The sequence below is a fragment of the Rhizobium sp. PRIMUS64 genome (assembly GCF_023006465.1).
Lineage (GTDB): Bacteria > Pseudomonadota > Alphaproteobacteria > Rhizobiales > Rhizobiaceae > Rhizobium > Rhizobium leguminosarum.
The window spans coordinates 69,667-86,505 of the sequence record NZ_JALBGX010000002.1 but is presented as its reverse complement, the minus strand read 5'-3'; the positions used below and the strand labels follow the sequence as shown (position 1 = coordinate 86,505).

Sequence of the window (16,839 nt, the reverse complement as noted above, 5' to 3'; positions counted from 1 at the left end):
TGTCTTTATGGAGGATAGCGGGCTGTTTCAGACAGCCATATGCCGATGAACAAGCGCGTCGGAGAGAGCATCGATGGCGCCGGCCGCGACCACACGCCCCTTCTCAAGCATTGCGAACCGGTGAGACGCGTGCCGCGCAAATGCGACGTTTTGCTCGACGAGGATGATCGTCATGCCGATTTCGCGATTGAGCCGGATGATGATCTTTTCAATCTCCTCGACGATGGAAGGCTGGATGCCTTCATTAGGTTCATCGAGAAGCAGCACTTTCGGATCTGCGGCCAGCGCGCGGGCGATGGCGAGTTGCTGCTGCTGGCCGCCCGAAAGCACGCCGCCCGGCCGATCGAGATTGGCCATCAGGTATGGAAAAAGCTCTGGCACCAGCGCTGGAATCTCGCGTTTGCCATCGGTACGGGCAAAGGCGCCCATCAGGATGTTCTCGCGGATGGTAAAATCGGGAATGATCTCCCTGCCCTGGGGGACGTAGGCGATGCCGGCCCTTGCCCTTTCATGCGTTGGGGATGCGGCCATGTCCTTTCCCTGCAGACGCATCTCGCCCGTCATGCGGTCGGTCAATGCCATCAAGGTTTTCAACAGCGTCGTCTTGCCGGTGCCGTTGCGGCCGAGGATGCTCGTCACCTTGCCGGCCGGAACATCGAGGGTGACGCCGTGCAGGATATGGCTACGGCCGTAATAGCTGTGCACGTCTTTCAACGACAGCATCAGGATATTCCTTTCGAACCGAGATAGGCTTCACGGACTTTCGGATTGCGTTCGATATCTTCGACGCTTCCCTCCGCCAGAACCTCTCCGAGATGGAGAACGGTGATGCGTTCGGCGATCTCGCGGACAAACCCCATGTCGTGTTCGACGACGAGGATCGTATGGCGACCTTTGAGATTGTTGATGATCTCGGCGGTCTTGCGGGTTTCGGCCTGGGTCATCCCGGCTGTCGGCTCGTCAAGCAGAACCACCTTGGGATCCTGGACGATGAGCATGCCGAGCTCCAGCCACTGCGTCTGGCCATGGCTGAGATAGGCGGCCATCACATCGTGTTCGGCATCGAGGCCGATGAGGGTAATGACGTCGTCGACGCGGTTCGCCTCTGCACGCGAAAAGCCGAACCGAAGATTGGCGAGCACCGAAGGATTGCGGCAATTGGCGACCTCCAGATTCTGTCGCACGGTAAGGTCCCGAAAGACGCTGGGAATCTGGAATTTCCGGCCTATGCCGGCGCGTGCGATGCGGTGTTCGGGCCAGTTGGTGATGTCGGTGTCGTAGACGAAGACCCTGCCCTGGGTGCTGCGCGTCTTGCCGCTCACCAGATCCATCAAGGTCGTCTTACCGGCACCGTTTGCGCCAAGCAGCACACGCAGCTCACCGTCGAAGACGGTGATGCTGACATTGTTGACGGCGCGGAAACCGCCGAAATCGACGCCGAGACCGTCGATGGTCAATGCAATGGCGCTCATATCACAATGCCTCGCTTTGCCGCGGCAATGCCGGAAGGGCCTCAGCTGGTTTGCGCCGGCGGACGAACCACCGCAGCACGTCATGCGCGACGCCGCCAAGGCCGCGCGGCATGAACAGAACGACCAGCACGAAGATCAGACCGATGATCGCTTTCCACGCCTCGACCAGCGCCTCGGTCTCGCTGACCTCCGCTTCGATCATGTTGATCAGAATTGCGCCGATGCAGGCGCCAAGCAGGGACGAGCGGCCGCCGACGGCAGCCCAGACGACCATCGTCACGGAGAAGGACAGATCCATGAAGGTCGGAGAGGCGAACTCCGCGACGACGACGTAGAGCATACCGGCAACGCCGGCGATCCCTGCCGAAATGACAAAGAAGAACACCTGGTAGAGCGAGACGTCGAAGCCAAGATACCGGGCGCGCACCTGGTCATCGCGGATCGCCTGCAGGATCATGCCCGCTCGGGTTTCCACGATAAGACGCGCACCGATGAGTGTCAGCGACAGGCATACGGCGCACAGATAATAGGTCGCCCGGCTGTAGGGATCGAATTCGACGCCGCCGATCGTGAGCCAGCCGAGATCCGTCAGGCCGTTGAAGCCGTTCGTCACCGGCTGCGCATCGACCATGACGAGGCGGACGAGCAGAACGAGCGCCAGCGTGATGATCGAGACGAAGACGCCGGAAATGCGCTTGCGGAAAACCAGCATGCCGAGTGCGCCGGCAATCACCACCGGAAGCGCGATGCCGAGCACAAGACCCACCGACTGGCTTTGAAAGGGAAGCCAGAGGAATGAGCCCTTGTTGATGCAGCAAAGTTCCGTCGGCGCGCCGGGCTCGGCATTCCAGAGCATGAAATCCGGAACCGGCTTGTCGGAACCCTGTTGGAGACTGGTCAGGCTCGACAGCTTCAACGACATGGCCAGCATGTAGGCGCCCAGGCCGAAAAACAGTCCCTGGCCGAGATTGAGAATGCCCGCATATCCCCATGTAAGCGCGATGGCGACGCCCAGCATGCCGTAGACCAGGTATTTCGAAATGCGATTCAGCCAGAATTCGTCGCCGAAAACGGGGGCTGTGAAGATCACCGCGATGAAAAGCACATAAGCCGCGATCTGGAATTTCCGTTCAATGCTCATGTCAGCGTCCCTTGAACGAGAACAGCCCGCTGGGCTTGACGAGGATGACGAGTATGACGACGCCGAACACGACGGCACGCGCCAGGATGTCGTTCGTACCGATGGCCACCAGGGCATTGATCTCGCCGAGCAGGCCTGAGGAGAGGATGGTGCCGAAAAGGCTGCCGACCCCGCCGGTCACCACGACCATGAAGCCGTCGACGACCATCGTCGTGCCCATGTCGGGAAAGACGGTCTTGAAGCCGGACATCATGACGCCGGCGACGCCGGCAAGGCCCGACCCGAACGCGAAGGTCATGGCGTTGACGCGTTTCACGTCGATGCCGCAGGCAGCGGCCATTTTCGGGTTCCGGATGATGGCGCGGACCTGCATGCCGGCCGCCGTCCGGTAGAGAATGAACCATGTCGCCAGTGTCAGCGCGGCGGCAACGGCGATGATGAAGGCGCGGTAGGCGTTGATATCAGCGCCGGCGAGCCTGAACGTGCCCTGCAGGTAGACAGGCACGGCGACGTTCTGCAGGCCGGCGCCCAGGCCTTCGACGTGAATGCCGAAAAAGGACAGGCCGAACTCGAGCCGCACGGCTTGCTGCAAAAGGATGGCGATTCCCCAGGTGGCGAGAAGCGTGTCCAGCAGACGGCCGTAGAGCCGTCGGACGACCACCCGCTCGATCAGCAGGCCGAGCAGGGCCGTGACGACGAAGGCCAGAGGGATCGCAAGCAGAAGGCTTGCTTTTAGCCAGATGCCGGAGAGGACGGCGACATAGGCGCCGATCATGACCATTTCGCCGTGGGCCATGTTGATGACGCCCATGGCGCCGTAGGTGATGGCAAGGCCAAGCGCGACCAAAAGAAGGATCGAGGCGAGACTGAGGCCGATAAAGAGAATGTCGAGCATAACGCCACCGTTCGTGAGAAGGACGGGCCGAACTCTCCTGCGCCTTGCCCATCCTGATGGCAGCTTGCGGAAGAAGAGGGGAGGCCGGCCTTACCGAGAGATGATCCCGCCATCCATGGATGGCGGGACGTCGCGGGGAAGGGGTCAGCCCTTGAGCTTTGCGGCGTCGAGACCGTTGCTGGTGCAGAATAGATTGCTCTCCGTCTCGCCATAGGCCGAATAGGGCAGGGGCTTGATCGGCGCCGGGTAGGCGTTCACCACCTTGCTCTGGCCGTCCGCCTGCCATTGCCCGATGCGCGGCGTCAGCCAGCAATGCAGGTTATCGGGATCGGTGGTCACCTTGCCGCCGGGTGCTTCGTAGGTTTGGCCGCGAATGCCGGCCCTGATCGCCTCCGCAGAAAGATCGCCGGATTTTTCGACGGCCTGCTTCCACAGGAAGACCTGGAAATAGGCGGCTTCGAGTGAATGGTAAGTAACGGCTTTTGGATCGTTGACGAACGTCCTGAAGCGGTCGATGAAGCTCTTGTTTGCCGGTGTGTCGATCGACATGAAATAGGGGAAGGAGGTATAGCTTCCTGCCGCATATTCGGCGCCCATCGCCGCGATTTCGATTTCGGAGGTGACCGTCGCGCAGATCGGCAGAACCTCCTGCGAGAGCCCCTGGTTCTTGAACTCGCGATAGAAGGCGATGATGGAGTCGCCGACCACGTTGGACAGGACCACGTCGGCGCCCGATTCCTTGATCTTGCTGACCATGACGGCCCATTCCGAATGGCCAAGCTCCAGATATTCGTCCGCCACCCATTCGGCGCCGGCTGCCTCGATCAGCTTCTTGGAAACCTTGGCCATCTCGCGCGGATAGACATAGTTCGAGCCGACGATGAAGAATTTCTTCTTGCCCAGTTTCTCGACGATCCAGGGGATGTAGTTGGAGAGCTGTTGGTTCGGTACGGCACCGGAATAGACGACGTTGCGCGAGCACTCGAAGCCTTCGTAATGCGTCTGGTAGAACAGCATCGCGCCCCGTCGCTCGAAGATCGGCAGCACGGCCTTGCGGCTGGCCGAGGTATGGCAGCCGAACACGGTGGAGATCTTATCCTTGAGGATCAGTTTCGAAGCTTTCTCGCTGAAGGTCTTCGGATCGGATGCCCCATCTTCGACGACCACCTCGACCGGACGGCCGAGAACGCCGCCGGCCGCGTTGATTTCGGCAACGGCCATCATGACGCCGTTTGCCAGAAGCTTTTCTGCAACCGAAAGCCCGCCCGTTTGCGAATAGAGCGCACCGACCTTGATAGGATCGGCTGCGAAGGCGCGGCTGCCCAGAGCCGGCAGGGCGATCGCGGCAGAAGCGGTGGCTGCGGTTTTCAAAAATTCACGTCTGTTGAACACCATCTTGGTTCCCCTTTTTTTGATTGGCGCGCACGGCGGCACGGCCCGCCGAACGGCGAGGCTTTCATGCCGAAAATGGGTAGAGAACTGACGTCACTGTCAGCAGACAACAAAAAACCCGCGAGGCTTGTCACAGCCTGCGGGCGCCCTTGCCATCACCGCATCACGGCGGCGCCGTGTGCAACAGCGGCACATGGCTTCGTCAAGCGAAGGGATGTACCGGAGGCGTTTCGTTTGAAACACATGAAAAACTAATCATGTTTCTGGGCTGGGCGCAAGAGTTGTTCGGCGTTGATAATCGAATTGGCGATTTCATCGATGGGCACGCGCCGGGCCATCGCCTGCTCGCGCATTTCGCGGTAGGCCTCGGTCTCGCTGGTGCCGCGGTTGGCCATCAGAATCGCTTTTGCCCGTGCCAGTTTCTGGTCACCTAGAACCTTGCGCTTGTACTTGCGTGCCTCCTTGACGAGCTTCTGGCGTTCGAGCCACAGGTTGCGGGCGATGGCCAGATTGGTGAGGAGGCCGAAGGGTTTGATCGGTCTTTCGACGATGGCAAGCGCGCCGCTTTCCAGTACGATCTGCAACGTTGAGGGGTTTTCGTAACCGACAATGGCAAGCATGGTCGGGGCCGGGTTGGGAAAGGACTTCAGCAGACGCTCGATTTCCGGTCTCGCCTCGTCTTCCATGGCAAGGAAGACGACATCCGTGCCATGCGGCAATTCGGCCGGCACCGGCCAGAGACAATTGACCATGCAACCGATACGACGCAGATGATCCACGAGAAAATCTCCCTCGGATGTCCGAGGGTGGATGACCACAACTTTGAGATCCCGCAGATCCCTGAGAAGGGCGAATGACATCTCGCTCCCTCTCAAACCGGGACGCTATGCGGGGAAGACTGCGTGAAGTCTGGGCGATATTCGCGCATGAACGGATCAGGCGCGACCCGGAGCGACGGATCGTAGACGATGTCGTAGCTGCCCTGCGCATTCACCCTTGCCACTCTCGGCCACAGATGCGTGTGGTTCGTCAGCCGGTCTATCTTAACCGCCCCCTGCGGTGCATCGTACTCGACTTCAGAAAGAGCCGGCAGAAGCTCCTCGAGCCTGTCGCTGCCGGCGTGCTGCAAAGCCGCCGCATAGAGATAAACCTGGAAGTAGGCGGCTTCGGCTGGTGCTGTGGGCGGCATCTGCAGGCCGTAGCGCCGTTCGTAAGCGGAGACGAAGGCGCGGGCGCGTGGCGTATCCAGAGACGCAAAGAAGGGGGCGGCGGTAATGTGGCCTGCGGCCACCTCCGGCCGCATGCGGATCACGTCGGCCTCGCTGGTCGACTGGCTCGAGATCGGCATCGTCGCCGCATCAAATCCGGCCTCCTTGAATGCTGTGTAGAAGGGGATGATACCGTCACCGACAATGGTCGAATAGATGACGTCCGGCTTTGCCGCGTGAATATGCCGGATGATTTTGGCGACGTCTTCGGTTTTGAGGTTCAGGGGAACATACATCTCGTCCAGCACCTGTCCGCCGACCTGAAGAAAAAGGTCGCTGATCGTCCGGTTGGACTCATAAGGATAGACGTAGTTCGAGCCCACGAGGAAAACCCGCTTTCCATAATGCCTGGTCAGGAAGTCGACCAGCTGGACGGAGTTTTGGTTGGGGGCCGCCCCCGTATAGATGCAGTGCCGGGAATATTCGAACCCCTCGTACAGCGTCGGATAAAACAGCAACGCGTCACGGGCCTCGATGACGGGAAGGACGGCTTTGCGGGTGCTCGACATATGGCAACCGAATACGACCCGGACGCGGTCATCGTCGCAAAGCCTGACTGCAAGTTCCTTGTAGAGATTGGGCGTCGATTGCGGATCGTACACAATGGGCTCGATAGCCCGCCCGAGCACGCCTCCCGCCGCGTTGATTTCGTCGATCGCCAGCAACGTTGCCGCCCTTTGGGTTTTTTCCACCGCTCCGGTCACACCCGTTTCGGAGAACAGCACACCGACCCGCCAGCTTTCTGAATGCATCATCGTCCACCAAAAAATAAAAAAGCTCCCGCCCGTTTCCGGTCGAGAGCTACCCTGCTCATGGAATATCAGCGGCCCATTGGAGCCTGCCCGTTCATGATGGCAGTTTCTTTGTCGGGTGACAATAGCGGAACGAAAGGCCGTGCACGGCTATCGGCTTGCATCCTCAAGCAGCATCGCAGCGCCTGTCATCGCGATAGTGCAGCGTTGCCGACCGAAGCGCCTCTCGATCGAAATATTTTCGTAATTGCGAGAGCGACTTGCTTGCGCTGTATCGATCAACCTCCAGAAAAATTCGCTTTCGAGGAGTGGGGCGGTAGTTCGAATCCCTTCAAGAGCAGGGACCCCAATCAACACCTACTGTTCAGTCTCATCGTCGGCAATTTTGCGCAAGAGATACAACAACGCGATGCGTTCCGCCGGATTGAGACGCGCGACAGTTTTTTCACTGATGAGGTAGGCTTGCGGATACATGTCCTGCAGCAGGGCTTCCCCTTTGGGCAGCAAAGAGATCACCACCTTGCGGCCGTCGGCCTCGTCCTTAGAGAGATCGATCAGTCCGCGGGCCTTCAGCCGCTCGACGATGCCACGGATGGTCGCCTGGTCGACGGACGTTGCCTTCACGAGCTCGACCTGCGAGCTGGGACCGAGATCGTGCAGCGCGCACAGCGTCACGAACTGCACCGACGTCAAGTCCGGATCGCTGGCATTGGTTTGGAAAATCGACAGATGGCGCTGATAGGCCTTGCGCAGGAGATGCCCGACTTGCTCCGTCACTTGGTAGCCATTTTGAGGCGCCGGAGCTTCTGGCAGCTGTTCGGTCTCTTTTGCGGTCATCGTCGATGTGGTCCATCAGTTACGGCGTCTTTGGCGGGAATGCAGGAAACACCACAGCATGTTGCGACGGTCAAGGCGTGGCACACCGCCAACCCGCTCCGCGCGATTTCACGCGGAGCGGCTGGCAAGCCCGGTTATTTGAAGTTGTGCTTCATTTCCTTCACGGCGATGTCGCCATCCAGAACCATTGGCTCATCATCGAGGAACAGCGAGCAACCGCGCATCGGGATATCCAGATGGCACGCGGTGTCGTTCGGGCCGCCGAGCTCGTTGTTGGGGCCGGTTGAAAACATCACGTTGCCGTAGAAGGAGCGTGCCTCCATTCCCATGCCACCCGGGAATTCGCCCGGTACCATGCGATGCCACTTGGCGTTCTGATTGAGACCCCAGCCGACATGGCTCATGCCCATGCCACGCGGGTCGTTGAAACCATCCATGTAGGACTTGACCAGCTCGGCATCGAGGCCGCCGCGAATATCGGTGATCCATCCGTTTTCAATCGTGTAGATGATCGGGTCGCGCACGTAGATGTTCTGCGGCAGCAGGATATCGCCTGGAGCAACGACGATTGTCCCGTCGACGCCATCGTCGTCACCGCCGGTGAAGACAAAGCCGGACGGCCAATGATCCCAGCGGCCCGGCTCGTCCGTGCACGCATATTCGGTAATGGCGGGATAGGTGTTGAGCTTGTAGGTGACGTCCGTGCCGTGCGGAGAGGTGATCCGCATCACTTTCGCCTTGGACAGCAGGTCTCCGGCAAATTCGACGCGCTCGCGCAGTTCCTTGGTCGGCAGCATGCGTGCCAGAATTTCTGGCGGTTCGACGGCGGTCAGGATACGCGTGCCGGCCGCCTGGATCGCCATCTGCTCCGGGCTGAAGAGCAGGAAGATGCAGTCGATCAGCATGTCGGCAGCCTTCAGGGCCTCCACCGCTTCCGGCATGGCGGCGAGGCCCGTCTGGCCGACCGCCCAGGCACCTGCCGGTGGCACCGGCGGCAAACGCATGTGATACATCTTGGCGCCAAGACGCATGCCTGCCGCCATGAAGGCGTCGGCGTAATCGAGGCGCTCGCTGCCCTGGGTCAGGACGATGAGTTTTTCGCCCTCGTGGACACCCGACATCTTCAACTGATGCAGGCAAATTTCCGTGAAACTGAATTGATCCATGCTCGTTCCCCTATCTTGTTTGAAGGCTTAGGTTTGAAGTCTGGGGCGTTTCCCCCAAATTATGCGCGGTCGGACCTGACTTTGGCGATTTCCGCGATCGCCTCCTCCCTCGAAACGACATCGCCATATTTGCTGTCGATGTCGAAGAGATTGGCATTGTGCGGATCTGGGTGCCGGTCGCCGACGCACTCGCGCACCACGATGCCGCGGAATCCATGCTGGACCGCATCCACGGCGGTGGCGCGAATGCAGCCGCTGGTCGAACAGCCGGCCATGATCACGGTGTCGATCCCCTGCGCATGCAACTGGGAGGCAAGACTGGTGCCGAAGAAGGCGCTGGCATATTGCTTGACGATGACGAGTTCGCCGCTGGCAGGCTCGACACCGTCGCAGAATTCGGCCAGCACGTTGCCTTCGACCATTCCTTTCATGACAGGCGACTTCTTCACCCACATCCCGCCATCGGCGCAGTCTTCCGCAAGATAGAGGATGCGCGTATGGATGATCGGGATGCCGGCCTCGCGGGCGGCATCTATGAGCGCCGGCGTCTGCGCGACCGCGTCAACCACGCCAGGGGCGTAGAGAGGCGCGCCCTCGGTGGTGTACGCCTTTAGGAAATCGATGACGAGGAGGGCAGGGCGCTGGCCGAAGCCGATGCGGTTGCCCCAGACGCCCTGATAATTGCTTTGCGCGCTCTGCATGATCGGCCCCTCTTCAGTATGCGCCCGACAGAAGTGCGCCGGCGCCTGGCACGACGGCTTCCAGACTGAGCTTCTTGAGCATGCAATAAGTGGTCGCGACGGCGGCAGTCAGTACCGGTTTGCCTGTCATGGCTTCGACCTTGGCGATGACGGGCAGCGATGGCATCTGCACGCAGGCCGATAGCACGATCACGTCCACATCGGTCAGGTCGAGCGTCTGCACGATCGCCGGAAGATTTTCCGGGTCGTGGCGCGCCACATCCAGATTGTCGGGGATCTCGAGTGCCCGCCAGTCCACGACCTCGAAGCCTTCCTCGCGAATGTAGTCCACGACCAGCTCCGTCAGCGGTTTCATATAAGGCGCGACGACGGCGATCTTCCTCGCCTTCATCACCTTCAGGCCCTCGATCAGGGCGCCGGCACTGGTCACGACGGGAATGTCAGTGCCATTCTCCTGGGTGCGACCCATCAGGCGCTTCTCCGACTGGCGGTGATAGCCGAGGCCCATCGCCATGATGGCGACCAGGCACGCGTATCCGAGAACATCGACGCGGGCGTCGGAGAGCTCGACGGCGCAACGGTCGGATTCAGCGTCCATTGCCGCCAGTTCTTCCTTCACCACTTTCTTCATCCGCATACGGCTGGAGTGGAAAGTGAAGCGCTCGGGCCGGATGGACTGGCGTGCCGTCAGCATGGCGGGAATTTCGGTCTCCATCGTCGTGTTGGAGCTCGGAACGATCTGGCCGATACGGTAATACTTCTGCACGGGTGAAATCCTTTGCTTCGCAAAAAAAACGGCTCTCAAACAAACGGCGGTGGATCATCGCCCCACCGCCGCTTCAATCAACGGGAGAGAAAATCTCCAAGCGCGGCAAAGAAGCCGTCGAAATCATCCCATGGAATCATATGCCCTGCATTTGGCACCCGGGTAATTTCCAGCCCCGGATAAAGCGAGCGGGCCTCGTCCACGTCGACGCTTTCGATCACGCCGCCACGGCCGGCGACCATCAACATGGCCGGCTGCTTGAGCTTCGGCAGATCCGGAAAGATGTCGTCCTTGTGGAAGTCCTCGAAAGCGGTGACGATCGCGGGCTCGTAGCAGCTGTGCAGCCATTCGGCGCGCAGCTTCAGTTGCTCGTCGGTCCATGTCGGACAAAACGCCTTCATGCCCTCCGCGTCGATGCCCTTCAGCGCCAGGCGGATGCTGTCGACATACCAGGTCAGCTTGCTCGGGTAGGCGCGGCGTCCGGGGCCGGAGACCGGCGGATCGATCAGCGCCAGCCTCGAAAACGCCTCCGGCGCCGCAACGGCGGCACGAATGGCGATGCGCGCGCCCATTGAATGGCCGAGCAGGGCGGGAGTAGCAAGTCCAAGCGCCAATGCGAAGCCGACGACGTCGGCAGCCATGGCGTCGAGGCCGTAATCGAGGTCGGGGCCAGTCGACGACAGGCCGCGGCCGCGCACGTCGATCACATAGACGTCGTAACGCTCGGCCAGGCGTTCGGCGACGAAACCCCAGGTGATCGCGGGGCTGGTGATGCCCGGGATCAGGATGACCGCAGGGCCTTTGCCGCCATAGCGTAGATAGTGCTGTCGGATGCCGTTGGCGAAGACGTTCGCCCCGTACAAGGCGCCGCCGCTCATGCCGCGGTCTCGCTCTTCAGGGGGGCGGCATAGATATCATAGCCGTAGACCCAGGCCGGATCCTCCTGTTTGAGCAGGAAAGTGTTGGCGTTCGAAACGCTCTGGACACGCGTCGCGCGATCGCGGCGATTGGTCTCATACAATCCGAAAGCGGTGCGGAAGTCGTTGACGCCGGTCTCCTGCAGGCAGCGGGTCAGCATGGCGGCGTCTTCGATCGCCATCGCGGCGCCCTGCGCCATATGCGGCTTCATCGGATGGCACGCATCTCCAAGCAGCACAAGACGGCCCTTGCTCCAGAGCGGCAGCGGGTTGCGGTTGAACAACGGCCATTTCGTCACCCCATCGGTGCTTTCGATCAGCGCCTGGATGATCGGATGATAACCCTCGAACGCCGCCGCCATCTCGTCGCGGCTGCTGTCGACGAAAGCCGAATCGAATTCCCAGGCCGGATGCGGAACGCCGGTGACATAGTAATATTCGTCGCGCCGAGCCGTCGTGTAGTAGACCATCATATGACGGTCCGGACCCCACCACTTGACGCAATCCTCGAATGTCAGATCGTATTTCTTCAGTTTGTCGGACGAGATCAGGGCGCGATGGCCGACCCAGCCGCTGTAATTCGGCTTCTCTTCGCCGAGCAGCGTTTCGCGAACGCGCGAATTGATGCCGTCGGCGCCGATCACGATGTCGGCGCGTATCGAGGTTCCGTCTTCGAATTCGATCAGCACATCGGTGCCGCTGTCGTCGAGGCGAGCCAGCTTCTTGCCGAAATGCAAGGTGCCTGGCTGCAACGCATCGCACTGGATGGCCTGCAGGTCGCCGCGGTGAACGGTGCAATAGGTCTGGCCGTAGCCTTCAAGCGAAACCCGGGCGGTGTATTCGCCGGTAATGCCGTCGCGGCTGAACCAATGGCTCGGCGTGCTGCTGATGCCGATCACCTTCTTGTCGACGCCGATGCGCTCGAAAATCTTCAGGACGTTCGGCCCCATATGAATGCCGGCGCCCAGGCGCGAGAATGCCGGTGCCTGTTCATAGACGTTGACGTCGAAACCTGCGTGTTGGAGCAGCGCACCCGCGACAGCGCCGCCGAGGCCGGCGCCGATAATCGCGATCTTTTCTTTTCCGTTAGACATAGCGACCCTTCTTAGCTGTCTTTCGACGCATTGTTCCCACGATTGGAGGCTTGGCAAAAATTCTAGCGCATACGCTCTAAATTGCAATAGCGATGTTCTGATTTTTATCAAGGCGACACAAAAAACGCCTTGCTGATTGGATATACTAGCAAAATCCCGATGATGAAATCCGACTTGTCTTTTGTCATTATAAAGCGTATGCACTTCTTAATAATAAAAGGGGCAATAGATGCGAAGAGTCGGTGACCGTCGCATCGTTATGGTTTGCGGACATCCGGGCGATGTCTGCTGCGTAGCGGTACGGCCGATGGAAAGAGGCGAGGTCTGTGTTTCGTTCTCCGGGGCGGAGGACCTGCTTTGACACTGCCAGTTTGCTTCAGTTTGAATGTGAACGATGCCGTCGAGAGCGTCGAAGCAAGCCCGGAAACACCCCTTCTCTATATCCTCAGAAACGATCTCTCCCTCAACGGCCCGAAATACGGTTGCGGGCTCGGTGAATGCGGCGCTTGCGCCGTTCTCGTCGATGGTCGCTCCGTGCGCTCCTGCACCGTGCCTCTGGGTGCCGTCGGCACCCGCCGCGTCACTACGCTTGAGGGTCTCGGCACGCCCGAGCATCTGCATCCAGTCCAGGCGGCGTTTATCGACGAGGCCGCCGCTCAATGCGGATATTGCCTGAACGGCATGATCATCGCCACCACAGCCCTGCTCAATCGCAATGCCGATCCCGACGAGGACGCGATCCGCGAGGCGTTGCGCCATCATCTGTGCCGTTGTGGAACGCACATGGAAATACTTGCCGCGGCCAGGCGGGCGGTCGCCTATTCCAGGGCCGAACGGACGCGACGATCCACGCCGGACGATATCTCACCAAAAGCTGCGAAGGAGGTCTCCCCGTGACCGACCACCGCCAAATGCCGAAATCCGCCTATATGTCGGCCGCCGACATGCTGCTTGTTGTCAACGATACGCGGCTTGGCGACGGTGCGGAACTCTACATCGCGGTGGGCGCCGATAGCCGTGTGACTGCGTTCAACGGCCATGTTGATCTAGGGACGGGCATCCGCACCTCTCTGGCGCAAATCGTCGCCGAAGAGCTCAGCATGCCGTTCGAGCAGGTAGACATGGTGCTCGGCACGACCTCCGCCGCGCCCAACCAGGGCGCGACCATCGCCAGCGAAACGATCCAGATCACCGCAGTGCCGCTGCGCCAGGCCGCCGCCACCGCCCGCCATCATTTGCTCGCCAAGGCGGCTGAGAAGGGCGGCGTGCCGCTTGAGCGGCTGCGACTGGAAGACGGCATCATCCGTGCCGATGGCGGCGAGAACTGGCAGCTCAGCTTCGGCGACATCGTCGCCGGCAGCCATGTCAGGCTGTCGATCGATAAATACGCCGCCCTTAAGCCGGCCTCGGACTATAGACTGGTCGGCTCGTCGCGGCCGCGAGTCGATATCCCCGAGAAGGCCACGGGGCGCTGGACTTATGTGCATGATGTGCGCGTGCCGGGCATGCTGCATGGCTGCGTCGTTCGCCCGCCTTATGCGGGGTTCGATCACGGCGATCATGTCGGAAACAGCCTGATCTCTATCGACGAAACATCGGTTGCGCACATCAACGGGCTGGTCGGCGTCGTCGCCCTCGGCGATTTCGTCGGCGTGGTCGCGACCCGCGAGGAAAACGCTATCGAGGCGGCCAAGAGCCTGAAGGTCGTGTGGCGCGCGCCGCCCGAGTGGCCGGATCTCAACGCGCCGGAAAAGGCGCTGCGCGCCAATCCGTCGACTGCGCGCAAGCTTGCCGATCTCGGCAATGTCGATATGGCCCTGGCCGGCAGTGCCCAGCCGATGAACCGCACCTATGTCTGGCCCTACCAGATGCACGGCTCGATCGGGCCGTCCTGCGCGGTGGCCGATTACAACGAGGGCGGGCTAACGGTCTGGTCGGGGACGCAGAACCCGTTTCCCATGCGCCGCGATCTGGCGCTGCTGCTCGACATGCCGGAAGAGCTGATCCGGGTCGAGCGGTTGGAGGCGGCTGGCTGCTATGGCCGCAATTGCGCCGATGACGTCACGGCCGACGCGGCGCTGCTGTCGCGCGCCGTCAAGGCACCTGTCCGGGTGCAGCTGACGCGCGAGCAGGAACATGCCTGGGAGCCGAAGGGCGCCGCCCAGGTCATGGACGTGCGCGGCGGTATCGACCTGGAGGGCGGTCCGTCCGCCTATGATTTCGAAACCCGCTATCCCTCCAATCTGGCGCCGACCCTTCCCTTGATCCTTACCGGCAAGGTGCCGCCAGTTTCCGACGTCGTGCAGATGGGCGATCGCACCGCCATCCCGCCCTATGCCTACGGGAACCTCCGCGTCACCGTGCACGATATGCCGCCGATTGCGCGTGCTTCCTGGTTCCGTGGCGTGTCGGCAATGCCCAACACCTTTGCGCACGAATGCTACATCGACGAACTGGCCGCCGCCGCCGGCGTCGATCCGGTCGAGTACCGGCTTCGCTACCTCCACGATCCGCGCGCCGTCGACCTGGTGCATGCGCTGGCCGAGCGGGCGAAATGGGTGCCGCATACGACATGGGGCACGCTGGGTGGTGAGGGCGACCTGCTCTACGGGCGCGGGTTTGCCTATGCCGTTTACGTCCATGGACCGTTTCCGGGCAAGGCCGCCGCCTGGGCCGCCTGGGTCGCCGATGTCGCCGTCAACAAGAAGACCGGAGAGATCGCGGTCACCAAGGTGACCTGCGCGCAGGATTCCGGGATGATGATCAATCCTGACGGCGTGCGCCACCAGATCCACGGCAATATCATTCAATCCACCAGCCGGGTGCTGAAGGAAAAGGTCGAATTCTCCTCGACCGCCGTGCAGTCGAAGGAATGGGGCGGCTATCCGCTGATCACCTTCCCCGAGGTGCCTGATATCGACGTGCTGATGGTGCCGAGGCAGGACGAGCCGCCGCTCGGTGTCGGAGAATCTGCCTCCGTTCCCAGCGCCTCGGCCATCGCCAATGCCGTTTACGATGCCACCGGCATTCGCTTCCGCGAACTACCGCTGACGCCGGAGCTGGTACTCGCCGCGCTGAACGGCAAGACGGATGAAGCGCCGGCTGCCCCGGTGGCGAAGAAGCGGAAGTGGTGGAACATCGGTCTGTCGGCCGTCGGTGCCGTCGCCGCTTTGTCCGGTATCGTCACAATGGCCTCGCCTTGGCGTTCTGCTATCGGCACTATTCCGCGACCCGATGCCAACGTCTACAGCCCGGCCACCATCGAACGCGGCAGGCTGGCGGCCGCGGCCGGCGCCTGCAATGTCTGCCATGTCGGTGATGACGGCACACCCTTTGCCGGCGGCCGGCGCTTCGACACGCCGTTCGGCGCCGTCTATGCCACGAACATCACCCCGGACACTGAAAGCGGCATCGGCGCCTGGTCGTATCCAGCCTTCGAACGGGCCATGCGAGAGGGCGTCAGCCGCGACGGCCATCACCTCTATCCCGCCCATCCCTACACCTCGTTCGCGGGCGCCGAGGAAGCCGATCTTCAGGCACTCTACGCCTACATGATGACGCAGGCGCCGGTCGCCGAAGAGGCGCCGGAGACAAAGCTCAAATTTCCCTACAGCATCCGCGCGATGATGGCGGGCTGGAATGCGCTGTTTCTGAAAGCTGAGCCGTTCAAATACGTCGAGACCCGTGGTGCGCAATGGAACAGGGGCGCCTATCTCGTCGAGACGCTCGGTCACTGTTCGGCCTGTCACACGGACCGAAATGTGCTGGGCGCGGAAAAGAGCGGCAGCGCCCGGCTCTCCGGTGGCTTTGCCGATGGCTGGGAGGCGCCGGCTCTCAATGCCTTCGCCAAGGGCCCTGTCAGCTGGACGGCGGACGCCTTCTACGACTATCTGCGCACCGGACATTCGCGCGATCACGGCAGCGCCGCCGGCCCGATGGCGCATGTCGTCGAAGTCATGCAGCCGCTGCCGGATAACGATATCCGTGCCATGGCAACATATCTCGCCAGCCTCAACGAGGCCCCCGCCGATAGCAAAGCACAGAGCGAGGCCGCCATTGCCGCAAGTGAAGCGGCCAAGGCTGTCGCCGCTCGGGTTTCGCCGAAGGGCGAGCGGCTGTTCAACGGCGCCTGCGCCACATGCCACACCGGAAACTCGATCCTGTCGTCGCTGGCGCTCAACAGCAACCTGCATGCGGCGACGCCGGACAATCTCATCCAGGCGATCCTGAACGGTGTCGAGGCGCCGGCTATTCTGGCGCAGACCACCGGCCGTGAGGCCCCGGAAGTGATGTCGATGCCGGCCTTTCGCCAGACGCTGAACGAAAGCCAGATCAAGGATCTTGCCGACTATCTGAGAGCGCGTTTCGCGCCCGACAAGCCGGCCTGGACGGAAACGACCAACGCCATGCAACGCGTGACGGCGGCAACCCACTAGGG

The 16,839-nt window shown here is 61.3% G+C and carries 15 protein-coding genes; 2 read left to right on the top strand and 13 right to left on the bottom strand.

All coding sequences use genetic code 11. The features are described from left to right. Nucleotides 1–27: 27 nt before the first annotated feature. The 13 genes from urtE to MOV76_RS01835 form a co-directional block, all read right to left on the bottom strand. A complete protein-coding gene (urtE, locus tag MOV76_RS01895) occupies nt 28–723 on the bottom strand; it encodes an urea ABC transporter ATP-binding subunit UrtE (RefSeq protein WP_018444506.1) in 696 nt (231 codons plus the stop codon). Then, on the bottom strand, nt 723–1,472 hold the full coding sequence (urtD, locus tag MOV76_RS01890; RefSeq protein WP_247263665.1) for an urea ABC transporter ATP-binding protein UrtD: 750 nt from the start codon (nt 1,470–1,472) through the stop codon (nt 723–725). The genes urtE and urtD overlap by 1 nt, the downstream gene beginning before the upstream one ends. 1 nt (nt 1,473) lies before the next feature. Beyond that, nucleotides 1,474–2,613: an urea ABC transporter permease subunit UrtC gene (urtC, locus tag MOV76_RS01885; protein WP_131704248.1), complete on the bottom strand. Its 1,140-nt coding sequence runs from the start codon at nt 2,611–2,613 to the stop codon at nt 1,474–1,476. A 1-nt stretch (nt 2,614) separates the two neighbouring features. After that, a complete protein-coding gene (gene urtB, locus MOV76_RS01880) occupies nt 2,615–3,508 on the bottom strand; it encodes an urea ABC transporter permease subunit UrtB (RefSeq protein WP_247263664.1) in 894 nt (297 codons plus the stop codon). A 144-nt stretch (nt 3,509–3,652) separates the two neighbouring features. After that, nucleotides 3,653–4,903 carry a transporter substrate-binding domain-containing protein gene (locus MOV76_RS01875; protein WP_018444502.1) on the bottom strand — a complete coding sequence of 417 codons (1,251 nt, stop codon included), beginning with the start codon at nt 4,901–4,903 and terminating at the stop codon, nt 3,653–3,655. 248 nt (nt 4,904–5,151) lie between these two features. Continuing rightward, nucleotides 5,152–5,760 (bottom strand): ANTAR domain-containing response regulator, encoded by a 609-nt coding sequence (locus MOV76_RS01870; RefSeq protein ID WP_018245266.1) that lies wholly within the window; start codon nt 5,758–5,760, stop codon nt 5,152–5,154. Between the two features lie 11 nt (nt 5,761–5,771). Continuing rightward, nucleotides 5,772–6,923: a transporter substrate-binding domain-containing protein gene (locus tag MOV76_RS01865; RefSeq protein ID WP_018444501.1), complete on the bottom strand. Its 1,152-nt coding sequence runs from the start codon at nt 6,921–6,923 to the stop codon at nt 5,772–5,774. A 354-nt stretch (nt 6,924–7,277) separates the two neighbouring features. Further along, entirely contained in the window at nt 7,278–7,757 is a 480-nt protein-coding gene (locus tag MOV76_RS01860) for a MarR family winged helix-turn-helix transcriptional regulator (protein ID WP_018444500.1), read from the bottom strand. 134 nt (nt 7,758–7,891) lie between these two features. Then, a complete protein-coding gene (locus tag MOV76_RS01855; protein ID WP_047620173.1) occupies nt 7,892–8,923 on the bottom strand; it encodes a leucyl aminopeptidase in 1,032 nt (343 codons plus the stop codon). A gap of 59 nt (nt 8,924–8,982) precedes the next feature. Next, nucleotides 8,983–9,624, bottom strand: a complete 642-nt coding sequence (locus MOV76_RS01850) for an N-carbamoylsarcosine amidohydrolase (RefSeq protein ID WP_247263663.1) — start codon at nt 9,622–9,624, stop codon at nt 8,983–8,985. Nucleotides 9,625–9,637: 13 nt separating this feature from the next. After that, nucleotides 9,638–10,390, bottom strand: a complete 753-nt coding sequence (locus MOV76_RS01845; protein WP_309506031.1) for an Asp/Glu racemase — start codon at nt 10,388–10,390, stop codon at nt 9,638–9,640. Nucleotides 10,391–10,467: 77 nt separating this feature from the next. Beyond that, nucleotides 10,468–11,268, bottom strand: a complete 801-nt coding sequence (locus MOV76_RS01840; RefSeq protein ID WP_047620175.1) for an alpha/beta fold hydrolase — start codon at nt 11,266–11,268, stop codon at nt 10,468–10,470. After that, entirely contained in the window at nt 11,265–12,401 is a 1,137-nt protein-coding gene (locus MOV76_RS01835; protein ID WP_047620176.1) for an FAD-dependent monooxygenase, read from the bottom strand. The genes MOV76_RS01840 and MOV76_RS01835 overlap by 4 nt, the downstream gene beginning before the upstream one ends. 357 nt (nt 12,402–12,758) lie before the next feature. Between MOV76_RS01835 and MOV76_RS01830 the strand changes: the two genes are divergently transcribed. Together MOV76_RS01830 and MOV76_RS01825 are read left to right on the top strand one after the other, a co-directional pair. Beyond that, entirely contained in the window at nt 12,759–13,298 is a 540-nt protein-coding gene (locus tag MOV76_RS01830) for a (2Fe-2S)-binding protein (protein WP_245304544.1), read from the top strand. Beyond that, complete coding sequence (locus MOV76_RS01825) at nt 13,295–16,837, top strand: molybdopterin cofactor-binding domain-containing protein (protein WP_247263662.1); 3,543 nt, start codon at nt 13,295–13,297, stop codon at nt 16,835–16,837. Before MOV76_RS01830 ends, MOV76_RS01825 begins: the two co-directional genes overlap by 4 nt. Nucleotides 16,838–16,839 lie beyond the last annotated feature (2 nt).